This window comes from Stenotrophomonas sp. UBA7606 (genome assembly GCF_002477705.1).
In the GTDB taxonomy this organism is placed as follows: Bacteria; Pseudomonadota; Gammaproteobacteria; order Xanthomonadales; family Xanthomonadaceae; genus Stenotrophomonas.
The window spans coordinates 1-20,464 of record NZ_DLJW01000078.1; the positions used below are offsets into that span (position 1 = coordinate 1).

Annotated in this window: 15 protein-coding genes and 1 pseudogene; 9 read left to right on the forward strand and 7 right to left on the reverse strand. The window is 66.0% G+C overall.

Annotation, left to right across the window (positions count from 1 at the left end; genetic code table 11):
* Positions 1-387: 387 nt before the first annotated feature.
* The gene (locus B2527_RS10165) at positions 388-582 is read right to left on the reverse strand and encodes a YdcH family protein (protein WP_321288400.1); all 195 of its coding nucleotides are present in this window, start codon (positions 580-582) and stop codon (positions 388-390) included.
* Between the two features lie 69 nt (positions 583-651).
* Here B2527_RS10165 and ttcA point away from each other — a divergent pair, with 69 nt between their 5' ends.
* The 3 genes from ttcA to B2527_RS10180 all read left to right on the forward strand — a co-directional run bounded on the left by ttcA (position 652) and on the right by B2527_RS10180 (position 3,464).
* A complete protein-coding gene (gene ttcA, locus B2527_RS10170) occupies positions 652-1,590 on the forward strand; it encodes a tRNA 2-thiocytidine(32) synthetase TtcA (RefSeq protein WP_293711512.1) in 939 nt (312 codons plus the stop codon).
* A 117-nt stretch (positions 1,591-1,707) separates the two neighbouring features.
* Positions 1,708-2,616: a recombination-associated protein RdgC gene (locus B2527_RS10175; RefSeq protein ID WP_293711515.1), complete on the forward strand. Its 909-nt coding sequence runs from the start codon at positions 1,708-1,710 to the stop codon at positions 2,614-2,616.
* A gap of 53 nt (positions 2,617-2,669) precedes the next feature.
* Complete coding sequence (locus tag B2527_RS10180; RefSeq protein ID WP_293711518.1) at positions 2,670-3,464, forward strand: M48 family metallopeptidase; 795 nt, start codon at positions 2,670-2,672, stop codon at positions 3,462-3,464.
* Positions 3,465-3,734: 270 nt separating this feature from the next.
* Here the strand turns inward: B2527_RS10180 and B2527_RS10185 are convergent, their stop codons facing one another.
* The 3 genes from B2527_RS10185 to B2527_RS10195 all read right to left on the reverse strand — a co-directional run bounded on the left by B2527_RS10185 (position 3,735) and on the right by B2527_RS10195 (position 10,476).
* Entirely contained in the window at positions 3,735-5,195 is a 1,461-nt protein-coding gene (locus B2527_RS10185) for an FAD-dependent oxidoreductase (RefSeq protein WP_293711520.1), read from the reverse strand.
* A gap of 132 nt (positions 5,196-5,327) precedes the next feature.
* Positions 5,328-9,782 carry a glutamate synthase large subunit gene (gene gltB / locus B2527_RS10190; RefSeq protein WP_293711523.1) on the reverse strand — a complete coding sequence of 1,485 codons (4,455 nt, stop codon included), beginning with the start codon at positions 9,780-9,782 and terminating at the stop codon, positions 5,328-5,330.
* 304 nt (positions 9,783-10,086) lie between these two features.
* Positions 10,087-10,476, reverse strand: a complete 390-nt coding sequence (locus tag B2527_RS10195) for an I78 family peptidase inhibitor (protein WP_293711525.1) — start codon at positions 10,474-10,476, stop codon at positions 10,087-10,089.
* A 119-nt stretch (positions 10,477-10,595) separates the two neighbouring features.
* Between B2527_RS10195 and B2527_RS10200 the strand changes: the two genes are divergently transcribed.
* Positions 10,596-11,636, forward strand: a complete 1,041-nt coding sequence (locus B2527_RS10200) for a DNA topoisomerase IB (RefSeq protein ID WP_293711528.1) — start codon at positions 10,596-10,598, stop codon at positions 11,634-11,636.
* Here B2527_RS10200 and B2527_RS10205 read toward each other — a convergent pair.
* Positions 11,614-11,943 (reverse strand): hypothetical protein, encoded by a 330-nt coding sequence (locus B2527_RS10205; RefSeq protein ID WP_293711531.1) that lies wholly within the window; start codon positions 11,941-11,943, stop codon positions 11,614-11,616. The genes B2527_RS10200 and B2527_RS10205 overlap by 23 nt on opposite strands.
* Positions 11,944-12,097: 154 nt before the next feature.
* Between B2527_RS10205 and B2527_RS10210 the strand changes: the two genes are divergently transcribed.
* From B2527_RS10210 to B2527_RS10230, 5 genes are all read left to right on the forward strand, one after another.
* Positions 12,098-12,310 carry a hypothetical protein gene (locus B2527_RS10210; RefSeq protein WP_293711534.1) on the forward strand — a complete coding sequence of 71 codons (213 nt, stop codon included), beginning with the start codon at positions 12,098-12,100 and terminating at the stop codon, positions 12,308-12,310.
* A 16-nt stretch (positions 12,311-12,326) separates the two neighbouring features.
* Positions 12,327-13,379, forward strand: coding sequence for an SDR family oxidoreductase (locus B2527_RS10215; RefSeq protein WP_293711537.1), 1,053 nt, complete (start codon positions 12,327-12,329; stop codon positions 13,377-13,379).
* Between the two features lie 534 nt (positions 13,380-13,913).
* The gene (locus B2527_RS10220) at positions 13,914-15,029 is read left to right on the forward strand and encodes a saccharopine dehydrogenase family protein (protein ID WP_293711540.1); all 1,116 of its coding nucleotides are present in this window, start codon (positions 13,914-13,916) and stop codon (positions 15,027-15,029) included.
* A gap of 97 nt (positions 15,030-15,126) precedes the next feature.
* Positions 15,127-15,513 carry a BlaI/MecI/CopY family transcriptional regulator gene (locus B2527_RS10225; RefSeq protein ID WP_293711543.1) on the forward strand — a complete coding sequence of 129 codons (387 nt, stop codon included), beginning with the start codon at positions 15,127-15,129 and terminating at the stop codon, positions 15,511-15,513.
* Positions 15,514-15,516: 3 nt separating this feature from the next.
* Positions 15,517-17,343 carry a M56 family metallopeptidase gene (locus B2527_RS10230; RefSeq protein WP_293711546.1) on the forward strand — a complete coding sequence of 609 codons (1,827 nt, stop codon included), beginning with the start codon at positions 15,517-15,519 and terminating at the stop codon, positions 17,341-17,343.
* 188 nt (positions 17,344-17,531) lie between these two features.
* On the opposite strand, the pseudogene B2527_RS10235 reads toward B2527_RS10230, so the two are convergent.
* Positions 17,532-18,623: pseudogene (locus B2527_RS10235) on the reverse strand (ribonuclease H-like domain-containing protein); the annotation flags it as partial.
* The coding region (locus B2527_RS10240; protein WP_414717063.1) for a DEAD/DEAH box helicase at positions 18,617-20,464 on the reverse strand (1,848 nt) is incomplete at its 5' end. The gene B2527_RS10240 and the pseudogene B2527_RS10235, both read right to left, overlap by 7 nt.

Genomic DNA, 20,464 nt, shown 5'->3' on the forward strand with positions numbered 1-20,464 from the left:
AATTGCCGGGCATGGCGCGGTACCAGGCCCCCTTCCTTTGGCGAAGCCAAGGGGAGGGCTGGGGAGGGCTTTGCGTTTCGCCGGGAAAGCCCCTGCCGAGCATGGCTCGGCACTACCGCTGTTGCTGCCTCCGTTTCGCGCAGCGAAGGGGAGGGTTTGGGGAATTCTCTGGCCGCGATAACTCCGAGTCCCTCTGCCGCCAGCGGGAGAGGGGTGGGGGTGAGGGTGCTTTTCGCCGGGAAAGCCCCTGCCGAGCATGGCTCGGCACTACCGCTGTTGCTCCCTCCCTTTCGCGCAGCGAAGGGGAGGGTTGGGGAGGGGTGAGCTTTTCGCTGGGCAAGCCCCTTCCGAGCATGGCTCGGCACTACATGACGGGGGGCTGCCTGTTCAGGCCGGCTCGTCCGGGATCAGCATGCATTCCAGCTTGAAGATGCTGTCCTTGAGCTGCAGCTTGCGCCGCTTCAGGCGCTTGGCTTCCAGCTCGTCGTCAGGGTTGGCGGCCAGGCGCGCGATGCACTCGTCCAAGCTGCGGTGCTCGGCCCGCAGGACGGTGATGCGCTGGCTGATTTCGGCGGGCGTCATGGTCTCCACGAGGGCCGAGCATACACAGTTGCCGGCCGCTGTGAGAGGGGGCGGCCGTGAGCCGGTAGAATGGCGGCAATGAGCGCCGTCATTCCCCTGCCCGATCCCGCACCGCGGGCCCGCGATCCGCGCGTGGCCGAACGCGAACACCAGAAACTCAACAAACGCCTGCGCCGTCAGGTAGGTCAGGCCATTGCCGACTTCGGGATGATCGAGGCCGGCGACAAGGTGATGGTCTGCCTGTCCGGCGGCAAGGACAGCTATACCTTGCTGGACATCCTGCTGCAGCTGCAGAAGAAAGCCCCGGTGCCCTTCGAGTTGGTGGCGGTGAACCTGGACCAGAAGCAGCCGGGCTTCCCTGAACACGTGCTGCCCGAATACCTGGCATCGATCGGTGTGCCGTATCACATCATCGAGCAGGACACCTATTCGGTGGTCAGCCGGGTGATCCCGGAAGGCAAGACCATGTGTTCGCTGTGCTCGCGCATGCGTCGTGGCTCGTTGTACACCTATGCCGAAGCCAATGGCTTCACCAAGATCGCGCTGGGCCACCACCGCGACGACATGGTGGCCACGTTCTTCATGAACCTGTTCCACCATTCCAAGATCTCGGGCATGCCGCCCAAGCTGCGCAGCGATGACGGCAAGCACGTGGTCATCCGCCCGCTGGCCTATGTGCGCGAAGCGGACATCATTGATTACGCCACCACCCGCCAATTCCCGATCATCCCGTGCAACCTGTGCGGCAGCCAGGAAAACCTGCAGCGCAAGCAGGTGGGCCTGATGATGAAGCAGTGGGAGAAGGACAGCCCCGGCCGCATCGAGCAGATCTCGCGCGCGCTGGGCGATATCCGCCCCTCGCAGCTGGCTGACCCCAAGCTGTTCGACTTCATGGCGCTGGGCCGCCGTGACGACGCACAACTGCCCGATGCCCACGCGTGGTTGGCAGGTGGCGACAGGCAGGACGATCAGGAAGCCATTCCCCCGCAAGGAGAAGGGCTGGGCTGAGGTCAGGTGGTTACGCGCTGACCGCAGGCGCGGCAGCAGGCCTCATCCATCCGCTTGATGGGCCCCTTCCTGCAATGGGAAGACCAGCCCGGACTCTGAATTCGAAATAGGACATCCATGTTTTTCAAGAACCTCACGCTGTTCCGTTTCCCTACTTCCATTGATTTTTCCGAGGTCGACACGCTGCTGCCGCAGGTAGTGCTCAAGCCGGTCGGTGCGCTGGAAATGACTTCGCGCGGTTTCATCTCGCCGTTCGGCCGCGAAGAGAAGAACCAGTTCTCGCACCGCATCGGCGATGCGCTGTGGCTGACCGTGGGCGGTGAAGACAAGATCCTGCCCAGCGTGGTGGTCAATGACCTGTTGGCCCGCAAGCTGGAAGAAATCGAAGAGAAGGAAGGCCGCAAGCCCGGTGGCCGCGAGCGCAAGCGCCTGAAGGACGACCTGCTGCACGAACTGCTGCCGCGCGCCTTCGTCAAGAGCTCGCGTACCGACGCCTTCCTGGACCTGCAGCACGGCTATGTGGCGGTGGACAGCTCCAGCCGCAAGACCGGCGAGAACGTGATGAGCGACATCCGCGGCATGCTGGGCAGCTTCCCGGCGATGCCGTTGAATGCCGAAGTCGCGCCGCGCTCGATCCTGACCGCATGGATCGCGGGCGAGCCGCTGCCCGAAGGCCTGAGCCTGGGCGAAGAGTGCGAGATGAAGGACCCGGCCGAGGGCGGCGCGGTGGTCAAGTGCCAGCACCAGGAGCTGCGCTGCGACGAGATCGACAAGCACCTGGATGCCGGCAAACAGGTCACCAAGCTGGCACTGGTGTTTGAGGACAACCTGTCCTTCGTGCTGGGTGACGACCTGATCGTGCGCAAGCTGAAGTTCCTCGATGGCGCGCTGGACCAGCTCGAGCACATCGACGAGGAAGGCCGCCGCGCCGAACTGGATGCGCGTTTTGCCTTGCAGAGTGGCGAAATCCGCCGCCTGTTCCTGCTGCTGGAGCAGGCCTTCAAGCTGAGCAAGGCTGACAGCTGAACCCGTTGCTGACCTACCCGGTTTCGTAACCGGGTAGGGACTATGCTGGGCATATGGCCAGTCTGTTCCGTCGTCTGATTACGCCCGCCGCGCCGGTGATCCAGCGCGACACGGTGCGGCTGCGTCTGGACGATGCCGAGATCGAGGTACTGCGTGTGCGCGATCCGCGTGCGCGCCGGCTCAAGCTCAGCGTCGATGAGCGCGGCGCACGTCTGACCATGCCGCTGCGCGCAAGCCTGGTGTCCGGCGAACGTTTCCTGCACGCCAACCGGCAATGGTTGCAGCAGCAGCTGGCGCGGCTGGGCGGCGATGGTCTGCTGGCACCTGCGCTGCAACTGCGTCAGCCCGGCGTGTTGCCGTTGCGCGGGGCGTTGTTGCCGGTGCAGTGGCAGGAGGGGCGCTTCACCCGCATCGAGGCGACGGCGGATGCGGTGAGCATCCAGTTACCTGCACGGGCGGGCGAGCCGGCCCTGCGCCGCGGGCTGCGTGAGTTCTATGAAGTACAGGTGCGTGCCGACGTTGGCCAATGGTTGCCGCGCTATCTGCCGGGGCTGGGCAGGGCACCCACGCGGTTGCGGCCCAAGGTGATGTCCTCGCAATGGGGATCGCTGGCGCCCGATGGTTCGATGGCGCTGGATCTGGCCCTGGTATTGGCGCGCCCGTCTGCGTTCGAGTACGTGTTGGTGCACGAGCTATGCCATCTGCTGCAGGCCAATCATTCGCCGGCGTTCTGGGCCGAGGTGGAGGCGCGCTTTCCCGCATGGCGTGATGAGCGTGACTACCTGCGTGAGGAAGGCCGCAGGTTGAAGAGTACCTTGCATCAACTGTTGCGCGCGCAGCCGGCCTGAGGATTCACGTAGCCGGGTAAGCGTGATGTACCCGCGGACAATGCGTGAAACCCCCCCCGGGTGCGCTGCGCTTACCCGGGCTACGGAATTGCCGGGCATGGCGCGGTACCAGGCCCCCTTCCTTTGGCGAAGCCAAGGGGAGGGCTGGGGAGGGCTTCGCGTTTCGCCGGGAAAGCCTCTGCCGAGCATGGCTCGGCACTACCGCTGTTGCCCCCTCCCTTTGGCGAAGCCAAGGGGAGGGTTGGGGAGGGGTGCTTTTAGCGCCGCGACTTATGCCGCCGCTGCCTGACGGGTGATCAACTGCAGGATGCTGGCTGCGGCATCCCGTCCTTCGGCAACTGCCGTCACCACCAGGTCCGCACCGCGCACGGCGTCGCCGCCGGCAAACAACTTGGGGTTGTGGGTCTGGTAGGGCAGACGGCTAGCACCGCCGGCAATGATGCGGCCGTTGTTGCTGGCTTCGACACCCTGCGATGCCAACCATTCCGGCAGCGTCGGCGAGAAGCCGAAGGCGATGATCACCACGTCGGCTTCCAGCAGCGACTCGCTGCCATCAATCGCCACCGCATTGCGGCGCCCATTGGCGTCCGGCTCGCTCAACGCGGTCTCAACCACGGTCACGCCGATCACTTCATCATCGGCACCGGCTTCAATCGCCAGCGGCTGGCGGTTGAACAGGAAACGCACGCCTTCTTCGCGGGCGTTGGCCACTTCGCGTGCCGAGCCCGGCATATTGGCTTCGTCGCGACGGTAGGCACAGGTCACCTTGGCCGCGCCCAGGCGGATCGCGCTGCGCACGCAGTCCATGCCGGTATCGCCGCCACCCAGCACCACCACACGCTTGCCGTTGAGGTCGGGCAGGGCGATCTGGTCTTCCCAGCCGGCAATCGGCCGGCCCTGCGGATCGTTGCCGCCGACAATGCGGCTGTTCTGCACCAGGAAGGGCAGCGCCGGCAGCACGTTCTTCAGGTCCTGGCCGATCAGGCCACCGTCGGTGTAACGGTAGGCACCGGTGCCGAGGAACACCGCGTCGTAGTCGGCCTGCAACTGCTCGATGCTGATGTCGCGGCCGATCTCCACGCCCAGGCGGAACTGCACGCCCATGCCTTCGAGGATCTCGCGGCGGCGGTCGATCACGCTCTTGTCCAGCTTGAAGCTGGGAATGCCGAACTGCAGCAGGCCACCGATCTGTTCGTAGCGGTCAAACACCACCGCCTGCACGCCGGCACGCGCCAGGCGATCAGCGCAGGCCAGACCGGCAGGGCCTGCACCCACAACGGCAACACGCTTGCCGGTGCTCTCAACCGCATGCAGGTCAGGCTTCCAGCCGGTAGCCAGGGCGGTATCGACGATGTATTTCTCGACCGCGCCGATGGTGACCGCGCCGAATTCCTCCAGCGTGCAGCTGCCTTCGCACAGGCGATCCTGCGGGCAGACGCGGCCGCAGACTTCCGGCAGTGGGTTGGTGGAATGGCAGAGCGTCGCCGCCTCGTGGATGCGGTCTTCCTGCACCAGCTGCAGCCACTGCGGGATGGCGTTGTGCACCGGGCACTTCCAACTGCAGTAGGGGTTGCCGCAGTCCAGGCAACGGCCGGCCTGGTACTGCGCGTCGGCCTTGTCGAACTTGCCGTAGAGCTCGCCCCAATCGCCGGACGTGCGCAATTCCACCGGAATGCGCTGCGGCATGGTGCGGGGCAGATCGAGAAACTGGAAGGCTTGCTTGCGGCTCATGGGAACTCGTGGCGTCTGGAGGAGCCCTTCTCCCGCTTGCGGGAGAAGGTGCCCCGGAGGGGCGGATGAGGGGGCTCTTGAAGCTGCCCTCACCCCGGCCCTCTCCCGCAGGCGGGAGAGGGAGACAATGCGTCAAGCGGCGCGGCGCAGCGACTCGGCCAGCGATTCAATGCTGGCGGCCTTGGGTTTGACCAGCCAGAACTTGCCGACGTAGTCGCGGAACTCGTCGATGATCTGCTGCGCCCAGATGCTGCCGGTCAATTCGCGATGGCGGCCGATCAGGGTGTGCAGGTGCTGGCGATGGTTCTCGAAGCCTTCGGCCGAGATGCGATGGATGTCGATCAATTCGTGGTTGTAGCGGTCGACGAAATCACGGTCGATATCCAGCACATAGGCCAGGCCACCGGTGAAGCCGGCGCCGAAGTTCAGGCCGACCTTGCCAAGCACTGCGACCACACCGTCGGTCATGTACTCGCAGCAGTGGTCACCGGCACCTTCGATCACCGCCAGTGCGCCGGAGTTGCGCACGCCGAAGCGCTCGCCGGCGCGGCCTGCGGCGAACAGCTCGCCACCGGTGGCGCCATACAGGCAGGTGTTGCCGATGATGGCGGTGTTGCGCGCCTCGAAGCGCGCGCCGCGCGGTGGGCGCACCACCAGGCGGCCGCCGGCCATGCCCTTGCCGACGTAGTCGTTGGCTTCGCCTTCCACTTCCAGGTTCAGGCCGCCAACGTTGAACGCACCAAAACTCTGCCCGGCAGTGCCACGGAAGCGCAGGTTCAGCGGTGCCTCGTCCATGCCGTGGTTGCCATGCGCGCGGGCGATGGTGCCGGACAGGCGCGTGCCCACCGAGCGGTCGGTGTTATGGATCAGGAAGCGGTGTTCGCCGCCGCGCTTGTTGGCGATGGCATCGGCCAACAGGTCATCCATCTGCGTGGCCAGGCTGTCCGGCGACTGGTACAGGCGCTGCGCGGCGCAGTGCGCGCCTTCGTAATGCGCAGGCGCGAGCAGCCGCGACAGATCCACCTTGACGCCTTCGCGCGGCGACACTTCCAGCTGTTGCAGCAGATCGGTGCGGCCGACGATTTCATCCAGCGAACGCGCGCCCAGGTAGGACAGCCACTCGCGCACTTCCTCGGCCAGCAGGCGGAAGAAGTTCTCCACGCGCTCCGGCAGGCCGGTGAAGTAACCGGCACGCAGGCGCTCGTCCTGGGTGGCCACGCCGGTGGCGCAGTTGTTGAGGTGGCAGATGCGCAGGTACTTGCAGCCCAGCACGATCATCGGGCCGGTGCCGAAGCCGAAGCTGTCGGCGCCGAGCAGCGCGGCCTTGACCACATCCAGGCCGGTCTTCAGGCCACCGTCGGTCTGCAGGATGGTGCGGCTGCGCAGGTCGTTGCCGACCAGGGCCTGGTGTGACTCGGCCACACCCAGTTCCCACGGCACGCCGGCATAGCGGATCGAGCTGATCGGCGAGGCACCGGTGCCGCCGTCATGGCCGGACACGGTGATCAGGTCGGCGCCGGCCTTCACCACGCCTGCGGCAATGGTGCCGACGCCGGCATGCGAGACCAGCTTCACCGACACCAGCGCGTCCGGGTTGACCTGCTTCAGGTCGTAGATCAGCTGCGCCAGGTCTTCGATCGAATAGATGTCGTGATGCGGCGGCGGCGAGATCAGGCCGATGCCGGGCTTGGCATAGCGCAGGCGTGCGATCAGTTCATTGACCTTGTGGCCGGGCAGCTGGCCGCCTTCACCGGGCTTGGCGCCCTGTGCGACCTTGATCTGCAGCACTTCGGCATTCACCAGGTACTCAGCAGTGACGCCAAAGCGACCGGAGGCCACCTGCTTGATCTTGGAACGCTTCTCGGTGCCGTAGCGGGCGGGATCTTCGCCGCCTTCGCCGGAGTTGGAACGGCCGCCAAGGCGGTTCATCGCTATCGCCAGCGCTTCATGCGCTTCCGGTGACAGTGCGCCCAAGGAAATCGCAGCCGTGTCGAATCGCTTGAACAGCGCTTCGGCCGGTTCCACCTCGTCCAGCGGCACCGGCGTTGCCGCCGGCTTGAGCTGCAGCAGGTCGCGCAGCGCCGAGGTCGGGCGCGAATGCACTGCGTCCATGTACTTGCGCCAATCGGCGGCATCGCCGGTGCGTGAGGCGCGCTGCAGCGTCATCACCACGTCCGGGTTGTACATGTGGTATTCGCCGCCATGCACATACTTGAGCAGGCCGCCGACTTCCGGCTGCGCCAGATCGTTCCAGGCACGCACGGTGAGCTCGCGTGCCTCGGTATCCAGGCGTGCCAGGCCCACGCCGCCGATGCGCGCGGCGGTATCCGGGAAGCACAGTTCAACCACGTCCGGATCGAGGCCGACGATCTCGAACAGCTGCGCGCCGCGATAGCTGGCGACAGTGCAGATGCCCATCTTGGAGATGATCTTGCTCAGGCCCTTGTAGATGCCCTTGCGGTAGCTGCGGCCGATCTGCGAGACCTCACCGCCCTTCTTCAACTGCAGGATGCCGCGCCGGCCCAGGTCGAACAGGGTCTGGTAGGCCAGGTATGGATACACCGCGGTCGCACCAAAGCCCAGCAGACAGGCCATGTGGTGCGCATCGCGGGCGGTGCCGGTTTCCAGGATCAGGTTGACCTCACAGCGCAGGCCAACCTTGGACAGATGATGATGCACGGCGCTGGTCGCCAGCAGTGCATGCACCATCGGCCGATCAGCAACCGGGTAACGATCGGACAACAACAGCATCACCACGCCATCGCGCGCGGCCTGTTCGCACTCGGCGCAGATGCGCTCGATGCCGGCCTTCAGCCCTTCCTCGACGCTGTAGGACAGGTCGATCAGGCGATTGCGTTCGACGTACTGCTCCATCTTCAGCAGCTGGCGCAGCTTGCGCTGGCTCAGCACCGGCGAGTTGAGGATGACGTGGTTCACCGTCTCCGCCGCCGCGTGGAAGATGTTGGTCTCCTTGCCGAGCTGGGTGGTCAGCGACATCGCGCACTCTTCGCGCAGCGGATCGATCGGCGGGTTGGTGACCTGCGCGAAAGCCTGGCGGAAGTAGTCGTACAGCGGGCGGGTGTGGCGGCTGAGCACGGCGATGGGGGTGTCATCGCCCATCGAGCCGGTGGCTTCCTGCCCGGTTTCGGCCAGCGGCCGCAGCACCTGTTCCAGTTCCTCGGTCGTGAGCTGGAACAGCTTGTGGTAACTGCGCAGGGTGGCCTCGTCGAACGGCTCCTCGGCCAGCGAGGGATCGATCAGCTCGGTCTGCAGGTAGGTCACGCCCTGGTGCAGCCATTGCTTGTACGGCGCACGTGCACGGTTGATGCGGTCGATGGCGTCCGAATCGAGCAGGTCGCCACGCTTGAGGTCGATGGCCATCATCTGGCCCGGGCCCAGCTTGCCCTTGCGCACCACGCGCTCGGTCGGCACTTCCCAGACGCCGGCTTCGGAGGCGACCAGGAAGTGGCGGTCGGAAGTCAGCATCCAGCGCGCCGGGCGCAGGCCGTTGCGGTCCAGGGTGCAGGCGGCATAGCGACCGTCGCAGGCGACGATGCCGGCCGGGCCATCCCAGGGCTCGCTGTTCAAGCCGTAGAACTCGTAGAACGCGGCGAGGTCGGCGTCCTTGAACTCCAGCGACTGGGTTGCCGGCGGCACCAGGATGCGCAGCGCCTGGATCAGCTCCATGCCACCGGCCACCATCAGCTCCAGCATGTTGTCCATGCTCTGCGAGTCGGAGCCGTGCATCGAGATCACCGGGTCGAGCTCGGCGATGTCGAACTTCGGCGTCTTCCACACCTTGCTGCGCGCCTGCGCCCAGTGGCGGTTGCCTTCGATGGTGTTGATCTCGCCGTTGTGGGCGAGCATGCGGAACGGATGCGCCAGCGGCCAGCGTGGCATGGTGTTGGTGGAGAAGCGCTGGTGGAACACCACCACGCTGGATGCCAGCTCGTGGCGCTGCAGATCGGGGTAGAAGGTGCTCAGCTTGTCCGGCAGCACCATGCCCTTGTAGCTGATGGCCTCGGCGCTGAGCGTGGTGACGTAGTAGTCGGCGACATCGCGCAGGGCCTGTTCGCTGCGGCGGCGCGACATGAACAGGGCCAGTGCGAACTGTTCGGCACTCTGCTCGATATCGGCATCGACGAACACCTGTTCGATCTTCGGCAGCGTGTCGCGTGCCAGCTGGCCGCAGACGCTGTCGTCGGTGGGCACTTCACGCCAGCCGCGCGGATGGCAGCCGGCGGCGCACAGCTGTGCATCCAGTTCGTCGCGACATCGCTGGGCCGCATCCGCGTCGTGCGGCAGGAACACCACGCCGGCAGCGAAGTTCGGCCCCAGCACGATGCCGGCCTCTTCGGCCAGCTGGCGCAGGAAGACGGTGGGTTTGCGCAGCAGCAGGCCGCAGCCGTCACCGGTGAGCCCGTCGGCAGCAACGCCACCGCGGTGGGTCATGCGCGACAGCGCGGCGATGGCGGTATCCACCAGCAGACGCGAGGGTTGGTCGTCGAGTTGGGCGACCATGCCGAAACCACAGGCATCGCGTTCGTCTTGCGGGTCGTAAAGGCCTTGCGGAGTGCGGACTGCCATCTGTGCCTCGATGCGATTCAGGTGAGCGGCGACACTCCCGCCCGCTCGCTGAGCACGTCATGCATCGGATGGATCGCGCCGTGCTGCCGCACGTGCCGTTGGGGTAAGACCCGACGCACGCCGTTGCGGCGTATTCGCCTGACCCAAGCGCCCTCGCGCCCACCCGATGACACAACGTGCTCGTTCAGGAGCGCACCTTGAGGTCACCGGATGGTTCGACTAAATCACAGCTGTTGCAGCGCCGCAATACATCGTTGCGAGCGCAACCAAAGCCTTGCCCGGCAAGGCTTTGGCTATACAAAAATCAGCCGCAGCGCAGGCCGCTGACCATACCTTTCTCATCGATTTCGATGTTCAGGCGTTCACCGATGAACTCCATGGTCACCGGCTGGTTGGGTTTGAGCACGCGTACGTCGGTGGCGCCGGCATCTTCCTTGGCCTGGGCCAGCATGGACTCGGCGTAAGGCTGGCCGACCAGGCCCTGTACCTGGCTGGCGTCGCAGCTGGCCGGCGGCGGCGGGGTGGCATCGGCAGTGGAGGCAGCGGCCTGCGCGGCCTGCTGTGCCTGGCTGAGCGCCTCGTCCTGCTCTTCCGGGGCCGGGCCCTTGCAGGCGCTCAGCGACAGCAGCAGCGCAGCGGTGGCAACCAGGGCGGCGGGGCGGCGCAGTGCGCGCGGCGTCGACGGGAATTGCATCGGAACTCCAGGGTGTTGATGGTCAGCCCAAGCATATAGCCAAGACAAGGGATTGTTGACGCTGCGTCGCACTGGGCCGCGCGATACTTGCCGAGCGCAGCCGCAACGGGAGGTCCGCAATGGCCGCATACAACGCACCCGGATTGCGCCACAGCAGTGACGATGAGCCGGGTATACGCCGCATCCGCAGCGGACGCGGCTTCCGCTATGTGGATGCACGCGGACACGCGGTCAGGGCGGCAGCCACGCTGCAGCGCATCCGCGCGCTGGCAATTCCACCGGCCTATACGCAGGTATGGATCTGCGCGCAGGCCAACGGCCATCTGCAGGCCAGCGGCCGCGATGCGCGTGGGCGCAAGCAGTACCGCTATCACCCGGATTGGGTGCGTATGCGCAGTGCTGACAAGTTCGATCGCATTGTCGCCTTCGGCAAGGCCCTGCCGGACCTGCGCCGGCAGGCAAGGGCCGACCTGAAACTGCCCGGCCTGCCACGCGAAAAGGTGATCGCGATCGTGGTGGCGGTGATGGGCCGTACTCTGGGTCGGATCGGCAACGATGCCTATGCCCGCAGCAATCGCTCCTACGGGCTGACCACCCTGCGCAACCAGCACCTGCAGATACGGGGCGGCCGCGCCCAGTTGCGTTTCAACGGCAAGTCCGGGCAGCTGCAGGCCCTGCATATAGATGACCCGCAGCTCGCCAGGCTGGTACAGCGTTGCCAGCAATTGCCAGGGCAGTTGCTGTTCCAGTACCGCGACGACAACGGCCGACTGCGGCCGGTGGACTCGGCCGATGTCAATGATTACCTGCGCCGCACCACGGGTGACACCTTCAGCGCCAAGGACTTCCGCACCTGGGGCGGTACATTGGTGGCGCTGCGCGAGTTGGCGCAGCTGCCGCTGCCCGACGGGGGCGGCGAGCAGGCCCTGACAGCCATGCAGAACCAGGTGATTGCAGCGGTTGCGGCGATGCTGGGCAATACCCCGGCGGTGTGCCGCAAGGCCTATATCGACCCCTGTGTATTCGATGGCTGGCGCCAGGGCCAGCTGCTGCGGCTGCGTTCATTGCGGGGGCCAAGGCAATGGGAAGCGGCGGCACTGCGTTTCCTGCGCGCCGCCCATCGCGGTACCGGTGCCGTCAGCCGCAGCGCATCGCAGTGATGTTGTTGGTGCGGCCCACCTCGATGGTCAACCGTTCACCGCCGCTGGACGTGGCCGGCGCCTGGATCGACGGCAACACCTCGGGCTGGTCACGACCGCGCACCACGTTCACCTGCAGGCTGTCGCTGTCCACGCGCGCTTTTTCGACGGTATCGGGTGCTGCGGCCAGGCCCACCGCGCCGCGCACCATGTCGGTGTGGCATTGCCCGGAGACGATGCCATCGATGGGCTGGATGGTATTCAGCTGCGCCGTGCTGCAGGCAGACAGGATCAGGGCGGTGGCGGACACGGCAATCAGGCGGTGCATGGCGGACTCCGGCGGCGGTGGTGTGGTTGGCAGCATTACCGCAGCGCTGTTTGCAGCGGATGAAATACACATCCCGTCCACGCGTATTTCACTGGCACCGACCTTGCGCCTGCCTACACTGCGGGCTCCACCTGATAGCGAAAGGGGCACCGCAATGGCTACCTGCGACGTCTGTGGCAACAACTACGCCAACAGTTTCACTGTCACCCAGGGCAAGGCTACCGGCACGTTTGATTCCTTCGAATGCGCGATCCACGCGATGGCACCGCGCTGTGCGCATTGCCAATGTGCGGTGATCGGCCATGGCGTGGAGGCAAACGGCGCCACCTATTGCTGCGAGCACTGCGCGCGCCATGCCGGTGGATGAGCGGGAGGCGAACGTCATGGCAACCAGCAAGAAGACGCCCGCAGTCAGCAAGGCTGCACCACGAAAAAAAGCCGCCAAGAAGGCCGCCGCACCGTCCGTCGACAGCGCGGCGCAACGCACCGCCAGTCGGCAACGCCGCTTGCAGGAAGACCTGCAGCAACAGGAGAAACTGCGCAGCGCCACGCCCAAACATCACGGCAGTGTGCAGGCCGGCGCTCGCCGCCAACCCAGCAAGCTGCCAGCGCAGCAACTGGCCAAGCCGGGCAACGAGCATGATCTGCAGCTCGCACCGCGCTATCTGGCCCAGGCCTACAAGGGCAGCGGCAAACTGAAAGGCATGCGCGCCATCATCACCGGGGGTGATTCCGGCATAGGCCGGGCGGTGGCCGTGTTGTTCGCCCGCGAAGGCGCCGACGTTGCCGTGCTGTACCTGAGTGAGCATGAAGATGCCAAGGTCACCTGCGGGCATATCGAGCAGGAAGGCCAGCGCAGCCTGGCGATCAGCGGTGACGTGCGGGATCCGGCGTTCTGCGACCACGCGGTGCAGCAGGTGGCCAAGGCGTTTGGTGGTATCGACATCCTGGTCAACAACGCGGCCTTCCAGCTGCACTGCCATCACCTGGAAGATCTGAGCGACGAGCACCTGCAGGAGACCCTGCAGACCAATATCGCCGGCTACATCCACATGGCAAGGGCGGCACTGCTGCACATGGGCGAGGGCGCCAGCATCATCAACACCGGCTCGGAGACCGGTCTGTTTGGTAGTGGATCGTTGATCGATTACGCGGCGACCAAGGGTGCGATCCACGCGTTCACCAAGTCCCTGGCCAGCCAGTTGTTGCCGCGCGGCATACGCGTCAACTGCGTCGCGCCGGGGCCGGTATGGACCCCGCTGAACCCCGCAGACAAGGTGGCTGAAGACGTGGCCGAGTTCGGCAAGGACAGTGACATGGGACGCCCCGCGCAGCCGGAGGAAGTGTCGCCGGCGTATGTGTTCCTCGCTTCCCCGATTACTGCCAGCTATATCAGCGGCGCGATCCTGCCGGTGATGGGCGGCCCGCGCGGTTGACGGTCGGCTCAAGCCCCACCCCCGCCGGCCCTGCTCGTTGGCTGCGTACGGGAAGGGGCCACAGCTCCCTCCCTTGCGCAACGCGCAGGGGAGGGTTGGGGAGGGGGGCTCTTTGCAGGAACGTTGATCCATGAGCCCAGGCAACAGCCAAAGCCACCCCCTCCCAGCCTCCCCCCTTGGCTGCGCCAAAGGGGAGGGGCTACAGCTCCCTCCCTTGCGCATCGCGCAGGGGAGGGTTGGGGAGGGGTGCTCTTTGCAGGAAGGTCGATTCACGAGCCCAAGCGACGGCCAAACCACCCCCTCCCAACCTCCCCCTTGGCTGCGCCAAAGGGGAGGGGCTACAGCTCCCTCCCTTGCGCATCGCGCAGGGGAGGGTTGGGGAGGGGTGCTCTTCGCAGGAACGTCATCCACGAGTCCAAGCAACAGCCAAAGCCACCCCCTCCCAACCTCCCCCTTGGCTGCGCCAAAGGGGAGGGGCCAACACGGCGCATTCCTCGCCGATAATCCACCCAGCAATCGACGCAGGAAGATCCGATGTCACAGCAGGAAAGCTGCCGTGTTCTGGTGTTGGGCGGTTACGGTCATTTCGGCGCGCGCATCGTGCGCGCACTTGCGATCACACCGGGCATCAAAGTCATAGCCGCTGGCCGCAATCCAGCGCAGGCCGCAGCCAATCTCCCCGGTGTGGATCTGGCGACCATCGAGCTGTGCCGGCTGGATACCGCCGCCGCTGATTTCCAAGCACAGCTGGCGGATACGCGAGCGGCCTTGGTCATCCATACCGCGGGGCCGTTCCAAGGCCAGGGCTACGATGTGGCACAGGCCTGCCTGCGTGCAGGCATGCACTACATCGATCTGGCCGACGGACGTGACTTCGTTGCCGAGTTTCCGCAGCAGTTGCAGGCCTTGGCCGAACAGACGCAACGCAGTGCCATCAGCGGCGCCAGCACCTTGCCGGCGCTCTCCAGCGCGGTGGTGGATGCACTCGCCCCGCAGTTCGATCAACTGCACAGCATCGACATGGTTATCGCACCCGCGCAGGCCACGCCACTGGGCATGGCTACGGTGCGTGCGGTGCTTTCGTATTGCGGCAAACCGTTCGAGTGTTGGCTGGATGGCCGCTGGCAGACGGTGACCGGCTGGGCCGATCCGCAGCCGGTGCGCTTCGCCCGCATCGGTCCGCGCCTGGCTTCGCCCTGTGATGTGCCGGACCACACGCTGCTGGTGCAGCGTTATCCCGGCGTGGCGACCGTGCGCTTCCGCGCGGCGCTGGAGTTGCCGTTCCTGTCGCGCTCTCTGGCTGCGATGGCCTGGCTTCGGCGCATTGGCCTGCCATTGCCGATGGATGCGCTGGCCGGCGTATTTGCCCGGGCTAGTCGCTGGTTCGATCGCTTCGGTACCGATCTTGGCGGCATGCGCATCACCTTGCGTGGCCAACGCGAAGGCCTGCAGCACACTGTGCATTGGGATCTCACTGCTCCAATGCTGCACGGTCCGGAGATTCCGACCTTCGCGGCCGTGCTGCTGGCACGCCGTTTCGCCCGCGGCGAAGGGCTGCCGACCGGGGCCCATGCCTGCATGGGCCTGCTGAGCCTGGCCGAGTTCGAGAGCGAGTTCGCGCGCTGGCAGATCGACAGCGCCGTCAGCTGAATCATTCAGCCCGGCAGCGGTCAGGGTGCCATCCGGGCTATTGACTACAAATGTAGGCAAATCTACCGTGACGACAAATGTAGTCACGGAGACGGCCATGCGCCGCAAGACCATCGGGGACCAGGAACTGGCCCTGCTGCAGTACATCGGAGAGAACGAACCCACCAGCGTCGGCGAGGTTGCCGCGCGCTTCGGTGAGGCCCGCGGGCTGGCCCGCTCCACCGTGCTGACGATGATGGAGCGCCTGCGCAGCAAGGGCTACCTGCAGCGCGAGCAGGACGAGGGCGTGTACCGCTACCGCACCACCGCCGAGCAGCAGGAAGTGGTCAACGGCGCGGTCGGCAGCTTTGTCGAGAAGACCCTGCAGGGCTCGATCTCGCCGTTCGTGGCGTGGATGTCGGAGAAGGCCGAGGTCAGCGACAACGAACTGGCCGAACTGGAAGCACTGGTCAACAAGCTGCAATCGCAGCGCCGGGAGGACTGAGCCATGTCGATGACGCTTGAGTTGTTGGGCAGCCGCCTGTTGGCGACCAGCGTGCAGACCGCACTGTTGGCTGGGCTGGTGTGGCTGCTGTGCCGATATGTGCGACGGCTGCCGGCCAGCACCCAGTGCGCGCTGTGGTGGCTGGTGGCGGTGCAGGCCATGGTTGGCCTGTTCTGGGCCTCGCCACTTGAGCTGCCCTTGTTGCCGGCCCTCGATGCGGCGCCAGTGGTGGCGCAGACCATGACCATGACCACGACGGCATCGGCAGCCGCCGCGCCGATCATCGTGATGCAACCACTGCCAGTGGACAGCGGTTGGTCGTGGAGCCTGGTGTTGATGGCGATGTGGGCTGCAGGCGTACTGGTGATGGCGCTGCGTACCATGCTGGCGTTGCGTGCCAGCCGCGTCCAGCTGCGTGCCGCGCAGCCCTGCCGCGACCACAAGCTCAATGCCGCGCTCGCATTGGCCGCCGATGCGCACGGCCTGCGCCGCGCACCGCGGCTGATGCTGAGCAATGCGATCGATTCGCCGCAGCTGATTGGCCCATGGCGTCCCGTGTTGCTGTTGCCGGCACGTGGCCTGCAGCGCATGGGTGACGACCAGTTGGATATGGCGCTGACCCACGAGCTGGTGCACCTGCAGCGCCACGACCTGTGGCTGGGCCTGGTGCCTGCGCTGGCCCAGCACCTGTTCTTCTTCAACCCGGTGGTGCATCTGGCCGCCCGCGAATACGCCATCGCCCGCGAGGCGGCGGTGGATGCCGCCGTGGTCGCCGGTGACCGGCACTGCCGCCAACACTATGGACGCCTGCTGTTGCAGCTCGGCGTTGCTCCCCGGCCCGGTGCTGGCTTGGCCAGCGCCTCGCCGACTTTCCTCAGCCTCAAGCGGAGATTGCTCATGTTGCAGGACACCTCGTCGTTCCCGCGCGCTGGTGCGGTACTGATTCTGGCCGCCGTCGCTCTGGTTGGTGTGGCACCGTTGCGGCTGGTGGCGATGCCGGCACCGCCTGCGCCCCCCGCGCCGCCGGCGCCTTTGGCCGCACCCGCTGCGCCGATGGCGCCCACCGCACCCACTGCACCGGCTGCAGGGTCGGTGTCGCGCACGGTGGTTGCCGCTGCTGCGGTACCCGCCGCACCGCCAGCACCACCGGCGTTGGTGGTGCCACCCGCACCGCCTGCGGCCCCGCCCGCACCCGCTGCACCACTCCGCACGCAAGGCGTGATCCACCTTTCCAGCAACCAGAACGCCGATGGTTATGTGCTGATCAGGGGCAACCACAACGTCATGAATGGCAGCGTTGCCGACCTGCGCGAAGCCAAGCAACTGGACGACGGCAAGGGCGTGCTGCTGGTACGCCGTGACGGCAAGCGCTATGTGGTGCGTGATGCGGCAACCTTGTCGCGCTTTGAGCGGTTGTACGCCGAAAGCGTGCGCCTGGGGGATGCGCAGGGCCGGCTGGGTGACCAGCAGGGAGCCTTGGGTGACCGCCAGGGGCAGATTGGTGAGCGTATGGGCGAGATCGGCGCACGGATTGGTGAGCTGGCGAATGAGCAGGCGCAGCTGGCATTGAGTTCGGGTGAACGTACCGCCGCACAACGCCGTGCGTCTGAAGAGGCACGGCGCAAGCTTGACCAGGCGCGTGAGGAAATGGAAAACCCGGCGATGCGAGCGGAGATGGAAAGCCTGGCTGCGCAGCAGCGGGAACTGGGCAAGCAGCAGGCCGAGTTGGGCAGGCAGCAGGCAGCGGCCAGTGCCAGGGCCAATCGTGATGCCGAGCAGCTGATCCGCGAAGCGATCAGTAGTGGAATTGCGCAGCCGCTTGGTGGGTGATGTTTGAGGGTGGTGGCGGTGCAACTGCGAAGCAGAGCAAGAGCAGAGCAGAAGCACCCCTCCCCAACCCCCCCCCTGCGCTTCGCGCAAGGGAGGGGGCCAAGCTCTGCTCCCTCCCTTTGGTGCAGCCAAGGGGAGGGTTGGGGAGGGGTAGGCTCTTGAAGTGAAGCGAGACGAGCAACTGAAACTCAGTCCTCGGCTTCCAACGCCAACCCGGCTCGCTCATCCGCTTCTGCCTGCACCAGTCGCTGGAACAACAGCGCCAAGGTCACCACATCCTGGTGATTGTGCTCGCCAACACGGCGCAGGTTGCGCGCGCTGCCACCGCGCAGATAACTCAACCACGCCGCAGGCGCTTCCGAACCCGGCAAGTCATCCTCGCGGGCGATCAGCAGCAACTGCCGTTCGATGGTCGCCAGCCGGCAGTTCTCCCAGGTACCGCGATAACGGCGGCGGGTGGGGAACAGCAGGTCAACGTGATCCAATGCCGAAATCGGATCACCGCGCCGCGCCAGCCGATAGCGCGTCTTCAGCAGTGGCGCGTCATAGCAGCGGCCGTTGTAACTGGACAGCACGGTCGTCGGCGCCAACCAGCTGGCGAACAGCTCCAGCATCGCGCTCTCCGCACCCATCGTCGACATCAGCAGCTGGCGCACGCGCAGGCCTTCGCCGCGCGCTGCATCGTGATGCCAATCGGCGGCGCCGATCATGAAGGCGCGGGTGCCGGTGCCGCCGGCCAGGCCGGTGGTTTCGGTATCGAAGAACAGCAGGTCCTGCGGTGCGACGGTTTCCTCAGGCCGTTTGCTGAAGGCCAGCGACAACGGTGCAGCGGGAATCGCCTGCGGAATGAAGGCTTCGATCAGATGGAGGCCGGGTGCGATCTCGGTGCCGGGTAGATCACGATCCACCGGACCACGTTCGATGGGTTGGGCAGGAGCGATGGCACGGTTGCGTGTTGCCAACAAGCGTCGCAGCGCAGCGCCGTCCTGTGGTGCTGCGGGTTTGTGCTGAATCTGATCGACCCAGCCAAACACCGAGGATTCCTGCTTCTGCCTTTGTAGGGGCGGCGTCAGCCGCGAAGCCGATGCAGTTTCCGCAGCCGATGAAGAACCAAATGCATCCGAAGCAACCGGCGCGGCGGCGGCATCCGCCATCGGTGGCTTCGCGGCTGACGCCGCTCCTGCAACAGCGGTGCGCTCGCCGGCTGTTGCAGGCGCTGCCGTTGCCAGCCCCGCCTGTTTACGCAAGGCCTTCAGTTTGTCCAGGCTGATGCTCATGGCAGCAGATCGAGCGCCTCATCGGCGGCAACCGCCTGCACCTGGTCGCAACGCTCGGCCGACAGCAGCGACAACACCTTCAAGGCCAGCGAACGCGGCGTCTCGCCCTTGTCCTCCTCCTGCGCCGCCAGCACCGGGCCCACACAGGCGGGGCAGCCGGCATTGCAGTCGCAGCGCTCGACCAGCTCCAGGGCGCGCTGCACCAGCTCGCCCTGGCGCTGCCACAGCGGCTCGCTCAGGCCCACGCCGCCGGGGAAATTGTCGTACAGGTACACCGTCGGCACGAAGCTCTGCATCAGCTCCACCGCGCCTTCGCCGGCTTCGTTGCCGCGCAGCTGGCCACGGCCGGTCTGGTCGGCTACCGCGAACCAGGCGCCGTCGCCATTGCCAACCGCCTTCTGCAGATCGCGCGCATCGGCCATCACTGCAACGGTCGCAACGATGTGCAGCGCATAGGCGGCACCGAGGAAACCATCCAGCGCGTCCTGCTTCTGCGCGAAGCTGCGCAGCAGGGTGGCCTGCGGTAGCTGCCACCACACCGCGGTGGTATGCAGCTCCTGGTCGGGCAGGTTGACCGGGCCGTAGCCGATGTTCTCGTGCGTGTAATAGCGGATCTTCTTGTAGCCGGCCACGCGCCGCACCACATGCACCTCGCCGTGATGCGAATCACCACGGCCGGCGCCATTGCCGTCAAAGCGGTCCAGCACCTTGAGCTTGGTGTAGTCGATGCTGTCGGTGTAGTAATCCACATGCGTGCGGGTGACATAGGCCTTGCGCCCGTCCCAATCCAGCCGCTCCACCTGGTACGGCGTGCTCTGCACCATGTGGATGGCGCCTTCGTACAGTGTCAGCGCAGCGGCGGAATAGTCCACCTCGGCGATGATCTGCTGCTTGCCGTCGCTGCGGTCCACCACCACGAAGTTGCCATCGGCCACCGCGCGCAGGCTCACCGTATTGGCGGGGTAGCTGTCGGCAATCCATTCCCAGCGGTCGCCTTCCTGATGCACTACTTCGGTCTCGGCCAGCGCCTGCAGGAATACCAGCGGATCGATTGGCCCGAACGGTTCGCCTGCGAGGAATGGCAGCTCGAAGGCAGCGCAGCGGATGTGATCGAACAGGATCAGCGGCTGGTCCGGCGAGATGCGCGCGTGCTCGGGCGTGGCATTGGCGAAGAAATCCGGATGCCGCACCACGTACTGATCCAGCGGCTGGCTGCTGGCGACCATCACGCCCAGCGCGGCCTGTTGCCGGCGACCGGCGCGGCCGAAGCGCTGCCACGTCGCCGCAACGCTGCCGGGGTAGCCATTGAGGATGACCACGTCGAGCGCACCGATATCCACGCCCAGCTCCAAGGCCGAGGTGCTGACGATGCCGTCGATGTTGCCGGCGCGCATCGCCCGCTCCACCTCGCGGCGCTCGGTGGGCAGGTAGCCGCCGCGATAGGCACGGATACGCGCCGGCTTGCGCGGATCGTTGTCGAAGATGTCCTTCAGGTACTTGGTCAGCACCTCCACCATCAGGCGCGTCTGCGCGAACACCAGCGTCTTCAGCCCGCTCTTGATCGCGATGCGGGCAATGCGGTTGGCCTGCGAGCGCGCCGAGGCGCGCAGGCCAAGGTCCGGATTGATGACCGGCGGGTTCCACAGCAGCACGTGCTTGGGCCCGCTGGGCGCGCCGGATTCGGTGATTGCATGCACGCGCTCTTCCACCAAAGCTTCGGCATGCGCATGCGGGTTGCCGATGGTGGCCGAGCACAGGATGAACTGCGGTTGCACGCCATAGAACGCACAGATGCGCTTGAGCCGGCGCAGCACATTGGTGACGTGGCTGCCGAACACGCCGCG